This window comes from Streptomyces sannanensis (assembly GCF_039536205.1).
Taxonomy (GTDB): domain Bacteria; phylum Actinomycetota; class Actinomycetes; order Streptomycetales; family Streptomycetaceae; genus Streptomyces; species Streptomyces sannanensis.
The window spans coordinates 2,049,215-2,071,317 of the sequence record NZ_BAAAYL010000001.1 but is presented as its reverse complement, the minus strand read 5'-3'; the positions used below and the strand labels follow the sequence as shown (position 1 = coordinate 2,071,317).

Genomic DNA, 22,103 nt, shown 5'->3' with positions numbered 1-22,103 from the left:
GGGCAGCGGTCGAGTGGGCACGCAGGGGGTGCCCCCAGCGGTGCCTCCGGGCCGACCTGGGCGGAGGGCGTCAACCCCGTCCGATGTACGGCATCGTCGTCGGACCACCGTCCGCGCCACGTCCGCCGCGTCCATCGCCGGCTCGACCGCGAGGCGGCCGTCCGCCTGGAGGACGCCCGTCTGCATGCGTTCAGTCATCTCCGTCGCCGCGTTGCCGATGTCGATCTGCCCGCAGGCGATACGGTACGGACGGCCGTCCAGGGAGAGGGACTTGGTGAGCCCCGTGATCGCATGCTTGGTCGCGGTGTACGCGACCGACAGCGGCCGCGGCACATGCGCGGAGATCGAACCGTTGTTGATGATGCGCCCGCCCCGCGGGTCCTGTTCCTCCATCTGGCGGAACGCGGCCTGCGCGCACAGGAACGCCCCGTTGAGGTTCACGTCGACCACCGCGCGCCACGCCTCGTACGGGAGGTCCTCCACCGGCACCGCGCCGGGCCGAAGGTGCCCGCGTGGTCGAAGAGCAGGTCGACGCGCCCCCACCGGTCACGCACTGCCGCGAAGAGTGCCGTGACCTCGTCGGGGGACGTCACATCGGCGCGTACGCACAGCGCATCCGCGCCCGGCGCCGCAGAAGACGCCAGAGAAGCCGTCTCCTCCAGGGCTTCGGTACGCCGTCCGGCGAGCGCCACCGACCAGCCCGCCCCGGCCAGGGCGAGGGCGACGGACGGGCCGATGCCGGAGCCCGCGCCGGTCACCACCGCGATCTTCCGCTGAGCGTCGTTCATGGGGCCGCGGCGTATGGGAGCGCGAGCACCCAGATCTCATCCGTCCGACATGTGGGTGTCGTACGCGTGACAAGGTATTGCCTTCCTGTGCCACTGAAATCTCCTCGACAACAGCCGTAAGGAGAGGGCCACATGACCCAGCACTCACTCGAACTCCGGGAAGCCGCACGGCGCATCGGCCGTCGTGGATTCCTCACCGGCACCGGAGCCGCCGCGGCGCTCGCGTTCGCCGTCGGCATTCCGGGTGCGGGGGCCGCGCAGGCGGCCGAGCTGGACGGTGCGCAGCTCACCGAGGACCCGTTCACGCTGGGCGTCGCCTCCGGTGACCCGCTGCCCGATTCGGTGCTGATCTGGACCAGGCTCGCACCCCGCCCGTTCGAGCCGGGCAGCGGCCTGCCGAGGGAGCGGGTCGCGGTCCGCTGGGAGCTGGCCCACGACGAGCGGTTCACCCGGATCGCGCGGCGGGGCAATGCCTGGGCGCACCCCGAGTTCGATCACAGCGTGCGCGCAGAGATCGAGGGGCTCGAGGCGGACCGGGTCTACTTCTACCGCTTCCGCGCGGGCGAGTGGATCAGCCCGGTGGGCCGGACCCGCACCGCGCCGGGCCGTGGCGTCGCGAACAGCGAACTGCGGATCGGCGCGGTCTCCTGCCAGGCGTATCACGACGGGTACTTCACCGCGTACCGCCACCTCGCCGACGAGGATCTCGCCGCGGTCTTCCATCTGGGCGACTACCTCTACGAGTACGCCGTGAACGCGACCGGCGGCGCCCGCGCCTACACGGACCGGCGCCTCCCCTCCCACTTCAACCGCGAGACGATCACGCTCGAGGACTACCGGCTGCGCTACGGCCTCTACAAGTCCGACCCCGACCTGATCGCCGCGCACGCCGCGCACCCCTTCGTCGTCACCTGGGACGACCACGAGACCGAGAACAACTACGCCGGCGACACCCCGGAGAACGGCGTTCCGCCGGAGGAGTTCCTGCTCCGCCGGGCCGCCGCCTACCGGGCGTACTGGGAGAACCAGCCGCTGCGCATGCCGCAGCGCCCCGAGGGCCCGGACATGCGGCTCTACCGCAGGCTGCACTTCGGGCGCCTGGCGCAGTTCGACATCCTCGACACCCGTCAGTACCGCTCCGACCAGGCCTACGGCGACGGTTGGCAGGTCCCCGGCCCGGAGTCCGAGGACCCGGCCCGCACCATGACCGGTGCCGAGCAGGAGGCCTGGCTGCTGGACGGCTGGCGGCGCTCCCACGCGCTGTGGAACGTCGTGCCGCAGCAGGTCGTGTTCGCGCAGCGGCGCAATGTCCCGACGCCCGACTTCAAGCTGAGCATGGACGCCTGGGACGGCTACCCGGCCTCCCGTGAGCGCGTGCTCGCCGGGGCGGCGGCCGCGGGCGTCGAGAACCTGATGGTGCTCACCGGTGATGTGCATGTCTCGTACGGTCTGGACCTGAAGGAGAACTTCGACGACCCGGCGTCCCGCACGATCGGCACCGAGATCGTGGCCACCTCCATCAACAGCGGCAAGGACGGCTCGGACCGGCCCCCGAACTACAACAATCTGACCAGCGCCAACCCGCACATGAAGTACTACAACGGGCGACGCGGCTATGTGACGATCACTCTCGGTACCGAGGCGGCCCGCGCCGACTTCCGTACCGTGGCCAAGGTCACGACGCCGGGCGCGGCCGTCACCACCGCCGCGTCGTTCGTGACGGAGGTCGGCGACCCCGGTCTGAAGCCCGCCTGATACAGGGGAGAAGCCGAAAGCTTGGGGGAGAAGCCGGGGAGGGCTGCCGCACCGGGCGCGGGTGCGTCGGCCGAGGCGACCGGGACCTGAATCCGGGCCGACCCGCACCTGAATCCGGGCGAGCGCGTACGCCCGGGAACCCCGCCTAAAATCACAAGGTGAACGCCACTCCCGTCCCCACCGCCGAAGCACTGCGCGAAGCCCTCGCCGGGCTCCTCGACGGGCTGCCCCCCAAACAGGCCGCGCAGGCCGTCGATCGGCTGATCGCCAACTACCGGGGGACCGTTCCCACCGACGCCCCGGTGCTGCGCGACCGTTCCGATGTCGCCGCCTACGCGGCGTACCGAATGCCCGCGACCTTCGAGGCGGTACGTTCCGCGCTGGCCGCCCTCAGGGACGCGGCTCCCGACTGGGTGCCGGCCACGCACACGGACATCGGCGGCGGCACGGGCGCGGCGAGCTGGGCGGTCGCCGAGGCATGGCCGGAGGGCAAGCACCGCACCAGCGTCCTGGACTGGGCGGAGCCCGCCCTGGCGCTGGGGCGCGAGCTGGCCGCGGCCTCCGGTTCGCCCGCACTGCGCGGCGCGGAGTGGCGGCGCGCTCGTATCGGATCGGCGCTCACACTGGAGAGCACCGATCTCGTCACGATGTCCTACGTCCTGAACGAGCTCACCGAGGACGACCGGCGGTCGGTGGTCGACGCCGCCGCGCGGGCCGCGCAGGCCGTCGTGATCGTCGAAGCCGGCACCCCCGACGGCTACCGGCGCGTCATCGACGCCCGTGACCGGCTGATCGCCGCGGGGCTGTGGGTCGCCGCACCCTGCCCGCACAGCGGGACCTGCCCGATCGTGCCCGGTGCCGACTGGTGCCACTTCTCGGCGCGGGTCAGCCGCTCCTCGCTGCACCGGCAGATCAAGGGCGGCTCGCTGGCGTACGAGGACGAGAAGTTCAGCTACGTCGCCGCGGTGCGCTTCGACGCGGAGCCGGCCGCCGCCCGGGTCGTACGCAAGCCCCAGATCCGCAAGGGCCAGGTGCTGCTGGACCTGTGCACGGCGGAGGACGCCCTGCGCGGTGAGACCGTGACCAAGCGCCACGGTCCCCTCTACCGCGCGGCCCGCGACACGTCGTGGGGCGATGCGTGGCCCCCGGCGGAGGCCTGACGGGTTCACGTCCCGTGCGGGGCGCCCCCGGCGGGGATGCCCCAGGCCCGGGGGTGAGGCTCAGCCGCGGAGCTCCTGTGTGCAGCACTTCACGCTGCCGCCGCCCTTGAGGAGCTCGCCCAGGTCGACGCCGACCGGCTCGAAGCCGCGGTCACGCAACGGGTCGAACAGCCCCACCGCACCCTGCGGCAGCAGTACATGGAGGCCGTCGCTCACCGCGTTGAGGCCGAGCGCCGCGGCGTCCTTGGGGCCGACGACGAGCGCGTCGGGGAAGAGCTGGGCGAGAACGGCCCGGCTGCCGGGAGAGAAGGCCTCCGGGTAGTACATGATCTCGCCGGTCGTGTCGTCGAGGACGCACAGCGCCGTGTCCAGGTGGTAGTAGCGGGGGTCCACCAGGTCGAGCCCGATCACCGGACGGCCGAAGAACTCCTGTACCTCGCCGTGCGAGAGGGGGCTGGAGCGAAATCCCCGCCCGGCCAGTACGAGGGCCGAGGTGACCGCGAAATCGCCCTCGCCCTCGTTGATGTGGGCGGGCTCATGGATGTCGGTGTAGCCGTGGGCGCGGAACCAGTCCAGGTGGGCGAGGGCCTCCGCGCTCCGCTGGGGGTGGGCGAAGCGGGCGCCGAACACCCGGCCGTCGACGACGGTGGCGCCGTTGGCGGCGTAGACCATGTCGGGCAGCCCGGGCCGCGGCTCGAGGGTCTCGACGGTATGGCCGAGCGAGCGGTAGCGGTCGCGCAGCTCCTCCCACTGGGCGAGCGCGAGCGGCAGGTCGACGGGCTTGCTGGGGTCCATCCACGGGTTGATGGAATAGGTGACCTCGAAGTGTGCCGGTGGGCACATCAGATAGCGCCGGGGTCTGGCGACCCGCGGTTCACGAGGCTCGTGCGTCAACGAGAGCTCCTCACGGACGGCGTGGGCTGTGATCACAGCCACCTGCAGCCATGGTCCGCTGTCCCGGGCACTTGCGCAGTGATCCGTTCGGGTGGATTCCGCCGACCGGCCACGCGGCGGACCCGCGGATCGACACTTGATGACGAGCTCATTTCCGGACATGTCACCGGCGTGGCCACCCCGGATGCGGAGTGCGGTCACCCGAGGAGCAGGATGATGGCAGCATGTGACGCACAACTGTGAGGTGAGGGGATACATGGGCGTAGAGTTCGGCCGCTCCCGCGGTGCGGAGAGCAGACTGTCCCGATGGCTGCGCAGGCGTCCGAAGGACGCGGCCGATGAGGCGTCCGGCCGTTCGGCTCTGCTCCTGGCCACGGCCGCCGCCGGGCTGCCGCTCGCCCCCGCCGCGTATCCCGCCGGCTATCGATGTTCCTGTGAGCGCATCGGCTGTCCCACGCCCGCGCGCCATCCGGTGTCGTTCGCGTGGCAGACCCAGTCGACGACCGACCCGGCACAGATCGAGCGCTGGGCCCTGGCTCAGCCCGAGGCCAACTTCATCACCGCGACCGGCATGGTGCACGACGTCCTGGACGTCCCGCTGCGTGCCGGTCGCGACGCGTTGGAGCGGCTTCTCGCGTCCGGCGTCGAGGTCGGCCCGGTCGCCGAGTCCGGCGACGAGCGGATGCTGTTCTTCACCGCCACCCGGGGCACGCCCGAGGACGAGGACGAGTGGTGGCCCTGCGAGCTGGACTGCCACCCCGAGACGATGGACGAGCATCCGGGGCTGCGCTGGCACTGCCGCGGCAGCTATGTGCTCGTGCCGCCGGCACGGCTGCCCAATGATCTGACGGTGGACTGGGTCCGCGGCCCGGAGCATCCGCTGCCGGACCCGCTGACGCTGCTGGAGGCCCTGACCGACGCGTGTGCCCGCCACGCGGTCGAGGACGAGGGCCTGGAGGCGCACTCGGTCGCCTGGCCGCTGCGCAGGTGAGCGCGTTACGGGCGCTGGGTTGCCGTTCTCCGCGAGGGAGGCCGGTGTGTTTGTCCTCAATCTCCCCCGGCTACCGCTGGGGGCGCCCTCAGGGGTGCCCCCAGGACGGGCTTGAATCGCCCGCAACCGCGGTCAGGCGCCGGACGGGCTCGGGCCGGCCTGCACCGTGGTCAGGCGCCGGACGGGTTTGATCCGGCCTGCACCGGTGGTCAAGCGCTGGACGGGCTCGGGCCGGCCCGGCTCGCTGTCATGCTCCTTGCGCGGTGACCAGGCCCTGGAGCCGGTTGAGCACCCTGACCTTGCCGCCCCGCGCCGCGGGCACCATCGCGGCCTGGCCCGAGACGCGTTCCTTGGTGAGCGTCGTCTTCACCTCGCCGCTCATCAGCGCCCGTACGTCCGGGTCGACCGCCAGCTCTACGCCCGGGGCCGCGGTCTGCCGCTCGAAGTGGCGGGTGGCGAAGAACACCAGCGCGCCGCCGTCCCGGGTGGCCAGCCCGAGCGGGGCGAAGTCGCCGGTGTCCAGCGGCTGGTCGATGTACTGCGTGGACCGTCCCGGCAGCGAGGCGTTCTTCTTCCGGGTCTCGCGCCAGCCCGTGGTGTTCGGACCCGCCGCGAAGTGCTCGGGCCGGCCGCTCTGCAGATACGAGGCGTATTCCTCGCCCAGATCCCTGGGCGCCACGGCCAGGGCCTCGCTGTCCGGTCCGACGGGCCGGGCCCAGCCGTCCCCGTCCACCGCGAACCGGGGGACGTCAGCGGCGCGGAGGATCGACAAGTAGGCGACCTTCCACAGCTGGTCGGCGTCACTGCGGACGAAGACCAGCAGCCAGCGGGTGTCGCCGGGGCCGCGGTCCTCGTCGCGGTTGGAGTCGGCGTCCGCGACGAACCAGCGTGGCCAGCCCGCCTTCCGGGGTATCGCGAATGTCGCGTCCGTCAGTTCCAGCGGCTGGTGGTCCGGGTTGCCGCCGGGGTTGTTGGTGCGGCGGGCCTTCAGGCCGGCCTGGTTGATGGCGCCGAGTGCGCCGGTGACCCGGCCCGCGTCGAGGGCCGGGTCGAAGGCCTTGTCGGCCTTGTTGTAGGCGTCGGTGAAGTCCGCGAGGGCCTGCGCGGCCTCAGCCTTCGTCGCCGACGGGACGACCGCCCGCTCGCCGTGCACCGTCACGCAGCCGCTCGCCGTCAGCGACAGCACCGTCGCCGCCCCGAGTGCCGCCGTCAGCCGCCTCGCCGTGCCCAGCCTGCCCATGGGTCGCCTTCTGCTCCTTGTTCCCCGCCGACTTGGCGAACCCTATCGGGGAGAGGAACAGGGCGAGCGTGGGGATCACATACAGCAGCCACATCACGACCTGAAGGACCGTCGGGTCGGGCTGGAAGTTGAAGACGCCCTTCAGCAGCGTGCCGTACCAGCTGTCCGGCGGGATCTGCGCGCTGATGTCGAAGGCCTTGTTCTGCAGCCCGCCGAGGAACCCGGCCTCCTGCAGGTCGTGGACGCCGTAGGCGAGCACGCCCGCCGCGACGATCACCAGCATGCCGCCGGTCCAGGTGAAGAACTTCGCCAGGTTGATCTTCACCGCGCCGCGGTAGAACAGCCAGCCCAGCACGATCGCGGTGGCGATGCCGAGCAGCACGCCGATCAGCGGCCCCTGCGTACCGTCGCTGGACGCCCGTACCGAGGCCCAGACGAACAGTGCCGTCTCCAGGCCCTCCCGGGCCACGGCCATGAAGGCCGTGGCGACCAGCGCGGCCGTGCCCATCTGCAGCGCCTGGTCCAGCTTCCCGTGCAGCTCGCGCTTCAGGTGCCGCGCGGTGCGCCGCATCCAGAAGACCATCCAGGTGACGAGGCCGACCGCGACGATCGACAGCGAACCGCCGATCAGTTCCTGTGCCTCGAACGACAGCTCGTGCGAGCCGAATTCGAGGGCCGCGCCGAACGCCAGTGAGATACCGGCGGCGACCCCGATACCGGCCCAGATCGGGCGCAGCGCATCGCGCCGGTCCATCTTCACCAGGTACGCGATGAGGATGCAGACGACCAGGCTGGCCTCGAGGCCCTCGCGCAGGCCGATCAGATAATTACCGAACACGTTTCGGGGTCCTTTCCTTCTACTGCGTTCACGCGAACAGCGTCCGGCCCCACCAGTCGTCCTTGTCACGGACGCCCGGCGGCACGGCGAAGATCGCCGAACCCACGTGCTGGATGTACTCGTTGAGCGCGTCTTTCTTGGCCAGGCTGCGCTGGACCGGGATGAAACCCTTGCGCACGTCACGCTGGTATGCGAGGAAGAACAGACCGGCGTCCAGCCGGCCCAGTCCGTCCGTGCCGTCCGTGAAGGAGTAGCCGCGGCGCAGGATCGTCGCCCCGTTGTTGCTGTCCGGGTGCGCGAGGCGGACGTGCGCGGTGGGCAGCATCGCCTTCAGGAACGGCTCGTCGTGCTCCTTGGCCTTGCCGACCGGCGCGCCCTCGCCCTTGTCCCGGCCGAAGATGTCCTCCTGCTCCTGCAGGGGCGCACGGTCCCAGGTCTCGATGTGCATCCGGATCCGGCGGGCGACCAGGTACGAGCCGCCGGTCATCCAGTCCGCGCCGTCCTTGGCGGACACCCACACATGCTTGTCCAGGGCGGCGGTGTCGGTGCCGGAGATGTTCCGGGTGCCGTCCTTGAAGCCCATCATGTTGCGCGGGGTCTGTGCGTCGGGAGTCGTCGAGGACGTCTTGCCGAAGCCGAGCTGCGACCAGCGGATCGCGACCTTGCCGAAGCCGATACGGGCCAGCTGGCGGATCGCGTGCACCGCGACCTGCGGGTCGTCCGCGCAGGCCTGGACGCACAGGTCGCCGCCGCTGCGCGCCGGGTCGAGGTTGTCGCCGGGGAACGTCTCCAGGTCGACCAGGGCCTCGGGGCGCTCGGCCTCCAGGCCGAAGCGGCCCTTGGCGAAGAGGGACGGGCCGAAGCCGACGGTCAGCGTCAGCCGGGACGGCTTCAGGTCGAGCGCCTCGCCCGTGTCGTCCGGCGGGGCCTCCGGGAGGCCGCCGAACGCGCCCTCACCGACGGGCTGACCGGCCGTCATGCGCTCGGCGGCACGCGTCCAGTCCTTGAGGAGCCGGATCAGCTCCTCGCGGTCCTTCGTCTTCACGTCGAACGCGGCGAAGTGCAGCCGGTCCTGGACGGCGGTGGCGACACCGGCCTGGTGGGCGCCGTGGAACGGCACGGCCGCTCCGGCCGCGGCGGCCGACATCATGGGGGCGTCGTCCTTGTCACCGCGCAGGGCCACGGCCGCACCGCCGGCCGCCACGGCGCCGAGCGCGAGCCCGGCACCGCCCCAGCCGAGCAGCGAGCGGCGCGAGGGGGAGGATCCGGCCTCGCCCGGGGTCCCCGCGGACTCGGACTCGGTGTTCTCCGCGAGCTTCTCGTCAGCCATCGGTAGTTACCTCCCCTTACTTCGCAACTGCCGCGGCGAGCTTGGACAGCGGCTCGGCGAGCGCGTTGACCGCGTCCGAGAGCTCCTTGCGCTGGTCCTTGCCGACCTTCTCGTACGAGGTGAACTCGTACGAGGTCTTGTCCTTGCGGTACTTGTCGAGCAGTGTGTTCAGCGCCGCGAACTGGGTGTCCAGTTCCTTGGTGAGCGCCGGGTCGTTCTTCGAGGCGACCGGCTTGAGCAGCTCGTACGCCTTCTGCGCGCCCTCGACGTTGCCCTTGAAGTCGATCAGGTCGGTGTGGCTGTAGGCCTCCTCCTCGCCGGTGACCTTGCCGGTGGCGACCTCGTCGAGGAGCTCCTTGGCGCCGTTGGCCATGGAGGTCGGGGTGATCTCTGCCGTGCCGACCCGCTTCTGCCAGTCGGTCAGGTCGGTGACCAGCTGCTCGGCGAGGGCCTTCTCCTCGGCGCCGATCTTCTTGTCCTGCCACAGCGCCTTCTCCAGGCGGTGCCAGCCGGTCCACTTCTGGCCCTGCTCCAGGCCGTCCTCGCGGACGTCGACCTTCGGGTCGATGTCGCCGAAGGACTCGGCGACCGGCTCGGTGCGCTCCCAGCCGAGACGCGAGTCGGCATAGAGCTTCTTGGCGGCCTCGATGTCGCCCTTCTCGACGGCGGCGGCGAAGGCCGTGGCCTTCGGCATCGTCTCGTCGGCCTGCTGCTGCACGTACGTGCGGTAGGCGGCGACCGCGGCGTCCAGTTCGGGGCTGCGCTTCGCGACGGCCTTGGAGTCGCCGGTGACGGTGACCTTCTGGCGGATGCCGTCGCCCTTCATGCCGGGCTTGCAGGCGATCTCGTACTCGCCGGGCTTCACCTCGGCGGTGAGCTTCTGCTTCAGGCCGGGGCCGATGTTCTCGCGCTCGGCGACGATGCGGCCGTCGGGGAAGAAGAGGTAGACCTCGGTGACCTTGGAGCCCTTGTTCTCGATGGCCAGCTCGACGTGGCCGGCCTTGAACTCCTTCGTGGAGACCTCGCAGGCGTCGTCCTTGGCCGTCACCCGGATCGGACCGCCATTCGCCTTGTCCTTGGAGTCGGCCTTCTCGGCGCAGCCCGTGACGGCGGTCAGAGCGGCCAGTGTCGCGACGGCGGTGACAACGGAGAGGCGGGCGGGTCGCATACGAGCTCCAGTGCGGACGGGGCGAGGACTGAACCTCGGGTGAGGCGAACCTAACCTAACCGAGCCTTACCTTCTCGGTACCCACCGGGGTCGTGATTCAGCTCTCAGCCTGGCGCCAGAGACACGACACCATCACGGCAGCCCCATGGGTCACTCAAGTGACGGTCAAGGAACGGTCAAGTGCCTCAAGGTGCTTCAATACGGGCGTGAATCAACTCGACGTGCTGAGGGTCTTCTGCGGCCCGGACGGTCTGCACGGCAACGCCCTCGGTGTCGTACGCGACGGCCGCGCGGTCCCCGGTGCGTCCCGGCAGTCACTCGCCGCGGAACTCGGCTTCAGCGAGACCGTCTTCGTCGACGACCCCGAACGCGGTGTCCTCGACATCTACACCCCCAGCGTGCGCCTGCCCTTCGCCGGGCATTCAGACTTCGTCCGGGGGTACCCACTCGCTTCGCTCGTCGGCACCGCCTGGCTGCTGGACATCGAGGAACTGCATCCGCCGGCCGGTGAGGTGTGGGCCCGTCATGACGGCGAGTTCACCTGGATCACCGCCCGCCCCGAGTGGGCCGCCGGCCGCCGCACCCGGCGGTACGCGACCGCCGACGAGGTCGACGCGCTGCCCGTACCGCCGCCGGGCGAGCGAAGCGAGATGGGGGTTCCCCCGGACGAAGTCTGGGGGAGGACGTACGCCTGGGCCTGGGAGGACGAGGCCGCGGGCCTGGTGCGGGCCAGGGCCTTCCCGGGGCGAATCGATGAGCGCGGCGCCAGCCGCTCCAGTGGAGCCGGTGCTTGCGCCGGGGGCATCGACGAGGACGAGGCGACCGGCAACGCGGCCCTCGTCCTCTCCGCGGAACTGGGCCGTGCGTTGAACATCCGTCAGGGGGCGGGGTCGCAGATCCTCACGGCCCCGGGCCCCGACGGCACGATCGAGATCGGCGGCCGGGTGCGGCTCGTCGCTCCGGCTGCGCGCTGAGCGGGACTCCGCGCCCAGCTCACGGAACACGGCGGTGTTGAGCGCGAACGCTTGCTTGCGCTCGTCCACGATTTGTTGCTTCTCCGGATCGTCCGCGTCCACCCGGTTCGGCAGCTCGCGGTAACTCCGCTTGAACGCGGCCGGGTTCGGGATGCCCTCGAAGACGTAGAAGCGCACCCCGTCGCCCTTGCGTGTGAAGCCCCGGGCCTTCTCCGCCCGTGGAGTTCTCCGACTCGGTGTGCTGCTCGTGCGACGCGGTGCGGATGAGCGTGGAGAACGGGGTGGCGTCCAAGGCGGCCTCCGTGGCCTGGTTTCCGACAGTACGTCGGTAAAACGCTGCCCATCGTTCGATCACGGAAGCGTGAGAACCTCGGCTCCGCCGTCCGTCACGACCAGTGTGTGCTCGAACTGGGCGGTCCGCTTCCTGTCCTTGGTCACCACGGTCCAGCCGTCGTCCCACATGTCGTACTCGTGCGTACCGAGCGTGAGCATCGGCTCGATGGTGAACGTCATCCCCGGCCGCATCACCGTGGTCGCGTGGGGGCTGTCGTAGTGCGGGATGATCAGCCCGGAGTGGAAGGAGGAATTGATCCCGTGCCCGGTGAAGTCCCGGACCACGCCGTAACCGAAGCGCTTGGCGTACGACTCGATGACCCGGCCGATCACATTGACCTGCCGGCCCGGCTTGACCGCCTTGATCGCCCGGTTCAGCGCCTCCTCGGTCCGCTCGACCAGGAGCCGCGACTCGTCGTCCACGTCCCCGCACAGGTAGGTGGCGTTGTTGTCGCCGTGCACACCGTTGATGTACGCCGTGACGTCCAGGTTCACGATGTCGCCGTCGCGGAGGACGGTGGAGTCCGGGATGCCGTGGCAGATCACCTCGTTGACGGAGGTGCACAGCGACTTGGGGAAGCCCCGGTAGCCCAGCGTCGAGGGGTACGCCCCGTGGTCGCACAGGAACTCGTGCGCCACCCGGTCCAGCTCGTCCGTCGTCACCCCGGGCGCGATGTGCTTCGCGGCCTCCGCCATCGCCTGCGCGGCGACACGGCCGGCGATACGCATCCGCTCGACCGTTTCGGCGTCCTGGATCTCCGCCCCGGAATACGGCGTCGGCGCGGGCTTGCCCACGTACTCGGGGCGCCGGATGTTTCCGGGTACGGAACGAGTGGGAGACAGCTCCCCTGGTACGAGCAGCGACTGGCTGGGCATGGTTGCGAGTCTATCCAGCCCCCACGGGGCAGCATGAGCGTAAGAGAGGAGCCGGCGATGGCCCTGTTCAAGAGGCACACGGTCGGAAAACCGGGCGAGTGGTTCTACTGCCTGGAGCACAAGAAGGTCGAGGAAGGCCCGGAGTGCCCCGCGAAGGACCGTTTCGGCCCGTACACGTCGCGCGTGGAGGCGGAGCACGCGATGGACACGGCGCGCGAGCGGAATCTCGAATGGGAGACGGACCCCCGCTGGCACGATGTGCCGCCCCCGGAGGAGGAGGGCAGGGCCTGACGAGCGAGCCGGAGTGGCGCGGCCCTGCGAAAGGGAGACCGCGCGCAGGTGTGCGAGGGCTGCAGTCGATATGCGGCTGCCGCCGCGTGAGCAAACCGAGCACGGCCGATCGTCGACAGGGCCTTGAGCGCCACCGGAGGCGAGCCGAGCGCTCAAGCCCTGCCGTACCCCGGTCAGGCCTGCGCTGCGGCCTCCTTCGCGGCGCGCCTGCGCAGCGCGTCCTCGTCCGTCTCGGAGTCGTAGGTCAGCAGCTTCGGCAGAGCCGCCGCCAGCAGGCCCACCGAGGCCAGGCAGGCCAGTCCGCCGCCCCAGATCGCGGGGCGGGTGCCGGTCCAGCCGGCCATCGCGCCGGCCCGGACCTGGCCGAGCTGCGGGCCCACGCTGTACGACAGCACCTCGATGCCCGCGAGCCGGCCCCGCAGCTCCTCCGGGATCGTCTGGTTCCAGATCGTGGACCGGCCGAGACCGCTGAGCATGTCACCCGCGCCCGCCAGAGCCAGGCACAGCAGCACCAGCCACACGTTCGTGAACCACCCCGCGGCCGTGATCGCCAGGCCCCAGCCGGCCGCGCCGAACACCACGAACAGCCCGTGCCGCCGCACCCGGGACGTCCAGCCGCTGGTCAGGCTGAGGGCGAGCGAGCCCACCGAACCGGCCGCGTACATCAGGCCGAGCGCCCAGTCCGCGTCCAGCTCGTCCGCGAGGAACGGGAAGACCGTGTTGGGGAAGGCGAAGAACATCGCGGCCAGGTCGATCGCGTACGTCCCCAGCAGCACCGGCCGGCTCCAGGCGTACCGCGCCCCCTCCGCTATTCCGCGAAGTGAGGGCTTCTCCGCGTCGTGCGCCGGGGGCGCGGGGGACAGCCGCAGGCACAGCAGTACGGAGACGGCGAAACCGGCGACCGTCACGGCGTATGCGGTGCCGTGCCCCGCGTAGGCGACGACCAGACCTGCGAGCGAGGGTCCGGCGATCGAACCGATCTGATAGCGCAGGGCGTTCAGCGCGGCCGCGGCCGTCTGCTGATCGTGCGGCACGATACGGGCCAGGATCGAGTCCAGGGCCGGCCGCTGGAGCCCGGCCAGCCCGGACACCCCGGCCGCCACGACGTACAGCGGCCACAGCACGGGCCGCGGCAGCAGGGAGTTGACCAGCAGCACGACGGCCAGCAGGCCCAGGGCGGCCTCCGTGTACAGGATGACCTTGCGCCGGTCGACGGCGTCGGCGAGCGCGCCGCCGTACAGTCCGAGCACGACCAGGGGCACCAGCTCCACCGCGCCCATCGCGCCGACGGCGAACGGTGAACCGGTCATCTCTTTGACCTGCAGAGGCAGGGCGACCAGCGCCATGAAGCTGCCGAAGAACGTGACGGCGCCCTGTATCCACAGCAGCCGGAAGTCACGGCTCGCCCGCCAGGGCGAGAGGTCGGGCAGAAGTGAGGAGGGGAGAAAGGCCACGAGCCGCGATCCTCGGCCAGGACCCGGCCGAGCGCAACGGATTTACCGCGACACACAAGGACGGACACTCCGGCCGCCCTGGCGTGGGCGTTGGATTGCAGCCCTTAGGCCCCTGGAGGTACCCCCAGGGTCAGCTGGGGGGAGTTCGAGGACGGACACTCCGGTCGCCCTGGCGTGGGGCGTTGGATTGCAGCCCTGGGGCCCCTGGAGGTACCCCCAGGGTCAGCTGGGGGAGTTCGAGGACGGACATACCGGTCGCTCTGGCGTGGGGCGTCGAGAGACAGCCCGTCCTGGGGGCACCCCCAGGGTCAGCCGGGGGAGTTCGAGGACGGACATACCGGCCGCGCGCGGGACGGCGCATCCCGGCCCGCCCGGCGTTCACCACCGCTCCGGCGGCGGCGTCGCCAGGCGCTCCGCGAGGCGCGCGATGCGGTCGCGGAAGCCGCGCCCGCCACCCCGCGCCGGGAGGACGTTCTCGCCGGCCGCCGCGCTGACCAGGTGCTGGACCGTGTCGAGGTCCACCCCGTCCGCCGCCCCCACGGTGAGCGTCTCGTGCGCGAGCCCCGACACCTCGCTGTCCTCGCCGCCCAGCGCCAGTACCGTCGCCCCGGCCCGCCGGGCATCGTGGACGCGCTCCAGCAGCCCGCGCCCGGGCCGTTCCGGGGCCACCATCAGCAGGGTCTCGCCCCGCCGCGCCGCCTCGATCCTGCCGAGGCCGACCGACAGATGCGCGGGCCCGCCGGACGGCACCCGGTGCCGTACGAGGGTGGGCGTCAGCTCCGGCAGCCCCGCCCACGCGGCCTCGTCGACGAGATGCGCGGCCAGATGCCATGGCTCGTACTCCTCGGTGCCCACCAGCAGCAGTCCGCCGCCGTTCGGTACGACGGACGAGCGCAGCACCCCGGCGAACCGTCGGGCGGCCCGTGGCCACTCCGTCCCGGCGAGAACCTCCCGCAGGAGTGCGGCGCGTACGGCATCCATGGCCCGGCATCCTGCCGCAGGCGCCCCACCCGCCGTGGCCGAATCACGGCAGCTCACCCTCGCGAGGGGCATGCTGACCGCATGATGATCTTCCACTGGGTGTGGCTGGCAGTCTGGACGGCCCTCGTCCTGCCGTTCGGCATCGCGCTGCTCCGCGGCCGGGCCCCGGCCTGGCTGCGGCAGCGCAGCACCGTGCGGGGGATCAGGATGCGCGGCGTCGCCTGCCTGATGCTGTACGGCAGCGCGCTGGCACCCTCCCTGCTGACGCTGACCGGCTCGGCGGCGGACGAGCATCTGGTGCTGCGGATCGTCACGGGCCCGGCCCTGGTGCTGGCCGCGATCGCGGTCTTCGTGGCCGCGGGCTACGCCGACCGGCGAGACCGCACCCGGTGAGCCGCGGGTTACTGTCGGGTTCATGACTTCAAAGAGTGCATGGGAGCTTCCCGACGTGTCCGGCCTGGTCGTCGGTGTCCTCGGCGGCACCGGCGACCAGGGCCGCGGCCTCGCCTACCGGCTGGCCAAGGCCGGCCAGAAGGTGATCATCGGTTCACGGGCCGCCGAGCGGGCGCACGCCGCGGCCGAGGAACTGGGCCTGGGCGTCGAGGGGGCGGACAACGCCGAGTGCGCGCGCCGCAGCGATGTCGTGATCGTCGCGGTGCCCTGGGAGGGGCACGCCAAGACCCTGGAGGGGCTGCGCGACGTACTGACCGGCAAGCTGGTCGTCGACTGCGTCAACCCGCTCGGATTCGACAAGCAGGGCGCCTACGCGCTCAAGCCGGAGGAGGGCAGCGCCGCCCAGCAGGCCGCCGCGCTGCTGCCGGAGTCGCGGGTCACGGCCGCATTCCACCATCTGTCCGCCGTACTGCTCCAGGACACGTCCGTCGACGAGATCGACACCGATGTGATGGTGCTGGGGGAGTCCCGGGCCGACACCGACATCGTGCAGGCCCTGGCGGGCCGTATCCCCGGGATGCGGGGCGTCTTCGCGGGACGGCTGCGCAACGCCCACCAGGTCGAGTCGCTCGTCGCCAACCTGATCTCCGTCAATCGCCGCTACAAGGCCCACTCGGGCCTGCGGGTGACCGAGGTGTAGGGGCGACTGGGGCATGGGGGACACTGGGGACGTACCGCACCAGGATCCCGACAGGAGCCGCTCCATGCCCCGCCTCGCTCTGTACGCCCTCGTGGTCTGCGCCCTCGCCGTCACCGCGGCCGTGATCTCCTTCGTCCAGGGCAGCTGGCTGGGGATCGTCTGGGTCCTGATGGCCGGACTCTCGTCCAACATGGCCTTGTTCTACGTGCGCAAGGCCAAGGTGGAGAAGGCCGCCGCGGCTAGTAGTTGAGGTAGGCCTCGCACACCGGGTCCGGCGCGGTCCAGAACCTGAAGAACTGGTACCCGCAGACCCTGTAGTCCCGGTCCACCCCGAGCCCGTTCAGCACCGCGTCGATCATGCCGAAGAAGGCGTGGTTCACCTCCGGGATGAACAGCAGGCCGAACACGGCCAGCAGCCCGAACGACGCGAACGGCTCGACCTGACGCCGGATCCGGTACGACAGCCAGGGCTCGATCACTCCGTAGCCGTCCAGGCCCGGTACCGGCAGGGAGTTCAGGATCGCCGCCGTCACCTGGAGCAGCGCGAGGAAGGCGAGCGCGAACCGGAACGCGAACGGCACGCCGTCCAGGGCGTCCAGCCAGAACGGCGCGGTGCAGACGATCGCGAACAGCACGTTCGTCAGCGGCCCCGCCGCCGAGACCAGGCTGTGCTTCCAGCGGCCCCGGATCCGGCCCCGCTCGATGAACACCGCACCGCCGGGCAGGCCGATACCGCCCATGATCACGAAGATCAGGGGCAGCCCGATACTCAGCAGCGGATGGGTGTACTTGAGGGGATCGAGCGTCAAGTACCCCTTCGCGCCGACCGTGATGTCCCCGCCGTGCAGCGCGGTACGTGCGTGCGCGTACTCGTGCAGACACAGCGAGACGATCCACGCGGACGTCACGAAGAGAAAGACCGCCAGGCCCGGATTCGCCGCGAAGCCCGTCCACACCGCCCAGCCGGTGACCGCCATGACGGCCAGGATGCCGAGGAAGACAGGACTGATCCGCCGCTCGTGGTGACGGGTGGTTGCGGTGGCCATGCGCGGGGCTCCCGGGGTCGGTGGCGGTGCGGGTCGACCGTACAGGGGACACGGGGGAAACGTCGCGGCGATCGTCCGGGGTTCCTCGCACCGTAGAGAATGGGTGCCGTGCGCTACCGGATTCTCGGCACCACCCAGGCGTTTCATGACGACGGCACCCCCGTCCCGCTCGGAGGGGCGCGGCTGCGCGCGCTGTTGACCGTGCTCGCCGAGAGGCGCCGACACTTCCCCGAGAGCCAGGCACGCCGGCAAGGGCACAGACCGACCAGGCGTCGGCAGGCACCGACCGACCAAGCGCCTACAGCTCGGAATGTGCGGCATCGTCAGAACGACGGAGAGACGCCGACAGCCCGCCGGCTGGGGGTTGCCGGCGGGCTGTCGTCGGTGCCGCGACGGCTCAGTGGAAGGTGTGCTCCTCCTGGGGGAACGCGCCGTCGGTGACGTCCTCGGCGAAGGCCTTCGCCGCGTCGCCGAGCGTCTGGCGGAGGTTCGCGTACTGCTTCACGAACCGCGGCATCTTCCCGGGGGTGAGCCCTGCCATGTCCGTCCACACGAGGACCTGCGCGTCGGTGCCGGCCCCGGCGCCGATGCCCACGGTCGGGATGTGCAGCGTGCGGGTGACCTCGGCGGCCAGCTCGGCCGGGACGAGTTCGAGGACGACGGCGAAGGCGCCCGCGTCCTGGACCGCCTTGGCGTCGCGCAGCAGTTGGTGGGCGGCCTCGTCGCCACGGCCCTGCACCCGGTAGCCCATGGCGTTGACGGACTGCGGGGTCAGCCCGATGTGGGCCATGACCGGGATGCCGGCCTGGACCAGCAGTTCGATCTGGCTGTGCGAGCGTTCGCCGCCCTCCAACTTGACGGCCCCGACCCCGGCGTCCTTGACCAGGCGGGTGGCGTTGCGCAGCGCCTGTACGGGGCCCTCCTGGTACGAGCCGAAGGGCAGGTCGCCGACGATCAGGGCGCGCCTGGTGCCCCGTACGACGGCGGCGGACAGCAGGGTCATCTCGTCCATCGTGACGGGCACGGTGGTGTCGTGGCCGAGATGGCAGTTGCCCATCGAGTCCCCGACCAGCAGCACCGGGATGCCCGCCTCGTCGAAGACGGAGGCGGTCATGGCGTCGTAGGCGGTGAGCATGGGCCACTTCTCGCCACGCTCCTTGGCGGCGGCGATGTCGTGCACGGTGATGCGACGCGTGCCCTTGCCGCCGTACAGAGCCTTGCTGCTGTCGGGGGCCTTCTGGGCAGCCGGAAGCTGCGTCATGGGAACGGCTCCTGTTCGTCATCTCGAGGCGCCCGTACGGCGTCCCCGGACCAGGTACATGGTGGCACCTCGTGCCGTGCCCGCAAAAGGGGACCCGGTGTGACCCTGTCGGAACTGCTCGAATGCGAGAATTTCCGATACGAGACGGTCTCGTATCGAAAATGAGCTAGTCTGAGGACATGTCCTCTGCGTCCGTGGCGGATCCCGCCACACCCGGGGTGCCGGAAGCTGTTCACCGCCGCCGCTGGGTGATCCTCGGTGTGCTGATGCTCAGCCTGCTGATGGTCGTGATCGACAACTCGATCCTGAACGTGGCCATCAGGACGATCTCCGCCCCCGCGCCCACCGGGCTGGGCGCCACCCAGAGCGAGCTGGAGTGGGCGATCAACGCCTACACGCTCGTCTTCGCCGGACTGCTCTTCACCGTCGGCCTTCTCGGAGACCGGTTCGGCCGCAAACGGGCCGTGCTGGTCGGCGTCACGCTCTTCGGCCTCGGTTCGGTGCTCGCCGCCTTCTCCGGCTCGGCCGGCCAACTCATCGCGTACCGCGCCGTCATGGGGTTCGGCGGCGCCTTCGTGATGCCCGCCACCCTGGCCATCCTGATGAACGTCTTCGAGCGCGAGGAACAGCCCAGGGCCATCGGCATCTGGGCGACCGGAGTCGGTGTCGCCCTCGCCATCGGCCCGGCCACCGGCGGGCTGCTGCTCGAGCACTTCTGGTGGGGCTCGGTCTTCCTGGTCAATGTCCCCGTCGTGCTCGTCGCCCTCGCCGCGATCACCCTCCTGGTGCCCGACTCCAGGGACCCCAGCCCCGGGCGGCTCGACCCGCCGGGAGTGCTGCTGTCGATCGTCGGCCTGATGCTGCTCGTGTACGGCATCATCCGCGGCGGCGAGCTCGCCGACTTCACCGCCCCCGCCGTCATGGCGGCGATCGTCGGAGGCATCGCCGTCCTGGCCGTCTTCGTCGTGCACGAGAAGCGCTGCAGCCACCCCGCCCTGGACCTCTCCTACTTCGCGAACCCCGCCTTCTCCGCCGCCGTCGCGGCCGTCGCACTGGTCTTCTTCGCGATGATGGGCGTGACCTTTTTCTCCGCGTTCTACCTGCAGAGCGTCCGCGGCTACAGCGCGCTGCAGGCCGGCCTGGTGATCATCCCGCTGGCCGCCTCCCAGCTGTTCTTCTCACCACGCGCCCGGCTGGCCGTGGAGCGGTTCGGTGCCCGCGCGGTCTGCACGGTGGGCATGCTGATGATCGCGGCCGGGCTCGCCGGCTTCGCCCTGTTCGACACGGGCACGCCGCTCTGGACGATCGAGCTGGTCCTCTTCGTGCAGGGCGTCGGAATGGCCCACATCATGCAGCCCGCCACCGTCTCGGTCATGCAGGCGACGCCCCGGGAGAAGGCCGGCTCCGGCTCCGCTATCAACAACACCTTCCGTCAGGTCGGCGGCGCGCTCGGGGTCGCGGTGCTCGGCTCGCTGCTCTCCGCCACATACCGCAGCGGGATCGAGGGACGGCTGGGGGCCGTGCCACCGGACGCCAGACATGCCGCGGGCGAGTCCATCGAGGCGACCCTCGGCATCGCGGACAAGCTCGGCCCCGCCGGCCGGGCGCTCGTCGGACCGGCCAACGACGCCTTCGTCCACGCCATGCATGTCACCGCCCTCGGCGCGGCGGCCGTCGCGGTGTTCGGCGCAGCCGTGGTCGCCGTCTTCCTGCCGGCCCCGGACCGGACCCGCCCGGAGGCCGCGGCACCCGTCGGGGAGAATCGGCAGGGCGCGATCAACGGCGAGAGGTGAGCGGTGTGCACACGACGGACCGGCAGGGCGAGGCGCGGCGGGGACGGCCGCGGAGCGAGGCGGCCGAGCGGGCCATCGTCGCGGCCGCCACCCGTCTGATCGAGGAGGGCATACCTCTCTCCGAGCTCTCCATAGAGCGCATCGCCCGTACCGCGGGCGTCGGCAAGGCCACCATCTACCGTCGCTGGGAGGGCAAGGAGGCGCTCTTCGTCGACGTCGTCCAGTCGATGGAGCTCCCCGACCCGCCCCTTCCCGGCACCTCGGTCCGCGACGATCTGGTCGCGATCGTCGAGACGCTGCGGCAGCGCGGCCTCGCCAAGCACTCCTCCGCCCTGCTGCACGGCCTCTTCGCCCAGATGCGGAGTTATCCCAAGCTCTGGGACATGTACGAGGCAACCGTGATCGAGCCGAGGCGGCAGCGGATCTCCGAGGTGCTACGCCGAGGCATCTCCACCGGAGAGGTACGCGGTGACCTCGACCTGGAGCTGCTCGGCGACCTGTTCGTCGGGCCGATGCTCGTGCGGACCGTACTCCGGCCGGACGCCGCCCCCCTCGAAGCCGGTGCCGAACAAGTCGTCGACACGGTCCTCGAAGGGGTCCGCCCCAAGTCCTGAGAGCCGGCGGGGCAGGAGCGGGAACCCGCCACCCCGCCGCCGTCGTCCTCGTCTCCGTACGACCGCCCGTACCGCGGTCGGCGAAAGTGGCCGATCATCGCCTAGGGTCATGGGCGGGACGGCGGCACGGCACGGCAAGGCAGTGAGGACGGCTGGAATGGCGCAGGCGTACATGGCGGAGACCGGGCACGACGGCTCGGAGCCCGAGCGCCCCGGAACCGGTTTCCGGCGCCGCCTCAAGCGCTGGCGAGGTGAGCGTTCCCGCTGGCGGCGCGGCATCTTCCTCGCGGTTCTCGCGCTGCTGCTCACGCTCACGATGATCTTTCATGCGCAGATCCCCAACACCGTCGGCAACGTGGGCAGCCTCGTCGAGACCTTCCTGCCCTGGCTCGGCCTGGGCATCCCGGTCCTGCTGCTCCTCGCCCTGCTGCGGCGCTCCGCCACCGCGCTGGTCGCGCTGGTGTTGCCGACCGTCGTCTGGCTGAATGTTTTCGGTGGGCTCCTCACCGACAAGGAGAGCGACGGCGGCGATTTGACCGTCGCCACCCACAATGTCAACGCCGACAACCCCGACCCGGCCGGCACGGCGAAGGCGGTGGTGGCCTCCGGCGCCGACGTGGTGGCGCTGGAGGAGCTGCCGGGCCGTCAGGTGGCCCTGTACGAACGGGCGCTCGAACCCGTCTACCCGTACCACGCGGTGCAGGGAACCGTCGGCGTATGGAGCAGGTTTCCGCTGCACGAGACCCGCCCCGTCGACATAAAGCTGGGCTGGACCCGTGCCATGCGCACCACCGTCAGCCTGCCCCAGGGCAAGGTCGCCGTGTATGTCGCGCATCTGCCCTCGGTACGGGTCAAGCTGAACGCCGGCTTCACCGCCAACCAGCGCGACGCCAGCGCCGACGCCCTCGGCGAGGCGATCGCCGGCGAGTCGCTGTCCCGGGTGATCCTGCTCGGCGACCTCAACGGCACCATGAACGACCGCTCCCTGAACGCCGTCACCTCACAGATGCGCTCCACCCAGGGCGCGGCGGGCGACGGCTTCGGCTTCAGCTGGCCGGCGTCGTTCCCGACGGCCAGGATCGACCAGATCCTGGTGAAGGGCATCGAACCGGTGTCGTCCTGGACCCTCCAGCGGACCAGGAGTGACCACCTCCCGATCGCGGCCCGTATGAAGCTCTGACCGGCCTGCCGGGCCGGGGCGGCAGCCCCGGCCCGGCAGGCCG

21 protein-coding genes and 2 pseudogenes are annotated in these 22,103 nt (G+C 70.9%); 11 read left to right on the top strand and 12 right to left on the bottom strand.

Annotated elements, in window-relative coordinates:
- Positions 1–102: 102 nt before the first annotated feature.
- Positions 103–788: pseudogene (locus tag ABD858_RS09600) on the bottom strand (SDR family oxidoreductase); the annotation flags it as partial.
- Between the two features lie 132 nt (positions 789–920).
- On the opposite strand from ABD858_RS09600, the gene ABD858_RS09595 reads away from it, so the two are divergent.
- Both ABD858_RS09595 and ABD858_RS09590 read left to right on the top strand, forming a co-directional pair.
- Entirely contained in the window at positions 921–2,543 is a 1,623-nt protein-coding gene (locus tag ABD858_RS09595) for an alkaline phosphatase D family protein (RefSeq protein WP_345035835.1), read from the top strand.
- Between the two features lie 158 nt (positions 2,544–2,701).
- Positions 2,702–3,703, top strand: coding sequence for a small ribosomal subunit Rsm22 family protein (locus ABD858_RS09590; RefSeq protein WP_345035834.1), 1,002 nt, complete (start codon positions 2,702–2,704; stop codon positions 3,701–3,703).
- A gap of 60 nt (positions 3,704–3,763) precedes the next feature.
- Here the strand turns inward: ABD858_RS09590 and ddaH are convergent, their stop codons facing one another.
- Positions 3,764–4,597: a dimethylargininase gene (ddaH, locus tag ABD858_RS09585; RefSeq protein WP_345035833.1), complete on the bottom strand. Its 834-nt coding sequence runs from the start codon at positions 4,595–4,597 to the stop codon at positions 3,764–3,766.
- Between the two features lie 256 nt (positions 4,598–4,853).
- Here ddaH and ABD858_RS09580 point away from each other — a divergent pair, with 256 nt between their 5' ends.
- Complete coding sequence (locus ABD858_RS09580; protein WP_345035831.1) at positions 4,854–5,588, top strand: bifunctional DNA primase/polymerase; 735 nt, start codon at positions 4,854–4,856, stop codon at positions 5,586–5,588.
- A gap of 247 nt (positions 5,589–5,835) precedes the next feature.
- Here the strand turns inward: ABD858_RS09580 and ABD858_RS09575 are convergent, their stop codons facing one another.
- The 4 genes from ABD858_RS09575 to efeO are packed head-to-tail and all read right to left on the bottom strand — an operon-like array spanning position 5,836 to position 10,164.
- A complete protein-coding gene (locus ABD858_RS09575) occupies positions 5,836–6,774 on the bottom strand; it encodes an SCO2278 family lipoprotein (protein ID WP_486389249.1) in 939 nt (312 codons plus the stop codon).
- Positions 6,698–7,666, bottom strand: a complete 969-nt coding sequence (efeU, locus tag ABD858_RS09570) for an iron uptake transporter permease EfeU (protein ID WP_345035830.1) — start codon at positions 7,664–7,666, stop codon at positions 6,698–6,700. The genes ABD858_RS09575 and efeU overlap by 77 nt, the downstream gene beginning before the upstream one ends.
- Positions 7,667–7,694: 28 nt before the next feature.
- On the bottom strand, positions 7,695–8,996 hold the full coding sequence (efeB, locus tag ABD858_RS09565) for an iron uptake transporter deferrochelatase/peroxidase subunit (RefSeq protein ID WP_345035829.1): 1,302 nt from the start codon (positions 8,994–8,996) through the stop codon (positions 7,695–7,697).
- A 16-nt stretch (positions 8,997–9,012) separates the two neighbouring features.
- Positions 9,013–10,164 carry an iron uptake system protein EfeO gene (gene efeO / locus ABD858_RS09560; RefSeq protein WP_345035828.1) on the bottom strand — a complete coding sequence of 384 codons (1,152 nt, stop codon included), beginning with the start codon at positions 10,162–10,164 and terminating at the stop codon, positions 9,013–9,015.
- A 206-nt stretch (positions 10,165–10,370) separates the two neighbouring features.
- On the opposite strand from efeO, the gene ABD858_RS09555 reads away from it, so the two are divergent.
- A complete protein-coding gene (locus tag ABD858_RS09555; RefSeq protein ID WP_345035826.1) occupies positions 10,371–11,138 on the top strand; it encodes a PhzF family phenazine biosynthesis protein in 768 nt (255 codons plus the stop codon).
- A gap of 12 nt (positions 11,139–11,150) precedes the next feature.
- On the opposite strand, the pseudogene ABD858_RS09550 reads toward ABD858_RS09555, so the two are convergent.
- Both ABD858_RS09550 and map read right to left on the bottom strand, forming a co-directional pair.
- Positions 11,151–11,357 (bottom strand): annotated as a pseudogene (locus tag ABD858_RS09550) (biliverdin-producing heme oxygenase); the annotation flags it as partial.
- A gap of 132 nt (positions 11,358–11,489) precedes the next feature.
- Positions 11,490–12,347 (bottom strand): type I methionyl aminopeptidase, encoded by an 858-nt coding sequence (gene map / locus ABD858_RS09545; RefSeq protein ID WP_345035825.1) that lies wholly within the window; start codon positions 12,345–12,347, stop codon positions 11,490–11,492.
- Positions 12,348–12,404: 57 nt separating this feature from the next.
- Between map and ABD858_RS09540 the strand changes: the two genes are divergently transcribed.
- Positions 12,405–12,638 carry a hypothetical protein gene (locus tag ABD858_RS09540; protein WP_345035824.1) on the top strand — a complete coding sequence of 78 codons (234 nt, stop codon included), beginning with the start codon at positions 12,405–12,407 and terminating at the stop codon, positions 12,636–12,638.
- 173 nt (positions 12,639–12,811) lie between these two features.
- On the opposite strand, the gene ABD858_RS09535 is transcribed toward ABD858_RS09540, so the two are convergent.
- The gene (locus tag ABD858_RS09535; protein WP_345035822.1) at positions 12,812–14,092 is read right to left on the bottom strand and encodes an MFS transporter; all 1,281 of its coding nucleotides are present in this window, start codon (positions 14,090–14,092) and stop codon (positions 12,812–12,814) included.
- Positions 14,093–14,470: 378 nt separating this feature from the next.
- The gene (locus tag ABD858_RS09530; RefSeq protein WP_345035821.1) at positions 14,471–15,073 is read right to left on the bottom strand and encodes a hypothetical protein; all 603 of its coding nucleotides are present in this window, start codon (positions 15,071–15,073) and stop codon (positions 14,471–14,473) included.
- 81 nt (positions 15,074–15,154) lie between these two features.
- Between ABD858_RS09530 and ABD858_RS09525 the strand changes: the two genes are divergently transcribed.
- The 3 genes from ABD858_RS09525 (at position 15,155) to ABD858_RS09515 (ending at position 16,416) form a co-directional block, all read left to right on the top strand.
- Complete coding sequence (locus ABD858_RS09525) at positions 15,155–15,466, top strand: hypothetical protein (protein WP_345035820.1); 312 nt, start codon at positions 15,155–15,157, stop codon at positions 15,464–15,466.
- A 22-nt stretch (positions 15,467–15,488) separates the two neighbouring features.
- The gene (gene npdG / locus ABD858_RS09520) at positions 15,489–16,166 is read left to right on the top strand and encodes an NADPH-dependent F420 reductase (protein ID WP_345035819.1); all 678 of its coding nucleotides are present in this window, start codon (positions 15,489–15,491) and stop codon (positions 16,164–16,166) included.
- A gap of 64 nt (positions 16,167–16,230) precedes the next feature.
- A complete protein-coding gene (locus ABD858_RS09515) occupies positions 16,231–16,416 on the top strand; it encodes a hypothetical protein (protein WP_345035818.1) in 186 nt (61 codons plus the stop codon).
- On the opposite strand, the gene ABD858_RS09510 is transcribed toward ABD858_RS09515, so the two are convergent.
- Both ABD858_RS09510 and panB read right to left on the bottom strand, forming a co-directional pair.
- A complete protein-coding gene (locus ABD858_RS09510; RefSeq protein ID WP_345035817.1) occupies positions 16,406–17,212 on the bottom strand; it encodes a site-2 protease family protein in 807 nt (268 codons plus the stop codon). The genes ABD858_RS09515 and ABD858_RS09510 overlap by 11 nt on opposite strands.
- A 397-nt stretch (positions 17,213–17,609) precedes the next feature.
- Positions 17,610–18,473, bottom strand: a complete 864-nt coding sequence (gene panB / locus ABD858_RS09505; protein WP_345035816.1) for a 3-methyl-2-oxobutanoate hydroxymethyltransferase — start codon at positions 18,471–18,473, stop codon at positions 17,610–17,612.
- Between the two features lie 179 nt (positions 18,474–18,652).
- Here panB and ABD858_RS09500 point away from each other — a divergent pair, with 179 nt between their 5' ends.
- The 3 genes from ABD858_RS09500 to ABD858_RS09490 all read left to right on the top strand — a co-directional run bounded on the left by ABD858_RS09500 (position 18,653) and on the right by ABD858_RS09490 (position 22,060).
- Positions 18,653–20,266 (top strand): DHA2 family efflux MFS transporter permease subunit, encoded by a 1,614-nt coding sequence (locus ABD858_RS09500; protein WP_345035815.1) that lies wholly within the window; start codon positions 18,653–18,655, stop codon positions 20,264–20,266.
- Positions 20,263–20,880 carry a TetR/AcrR family transcriptional regulator gene (locus ABD858_RS09495; protein ID WP_345035813.1) on the top strand — a complete coding sequence of 206 codons (618 nt, stop codon included), beginning with the start codon at positions 20,263–20,265 and terminating at the stop codon, positions 20,878–20,880. Before ABD858_RS09500 ends, ABD858_RS09495 begins: the two co-directional genes overlap by 4 nt.
- Positions 20,881–21,037: 157 nt before the next feature.
- Entirely contained in the window at positions 21,038–22,060 is a 1,023-nt protein-coding gene (locus ABD858_RS09490; protein ID WP_345035812.1) for an endonuclease/exonuclease/phosphatase family protein, read from the top strand.
- Positions 22,061–22,103 lie beyond the last annotated feature (43 nt).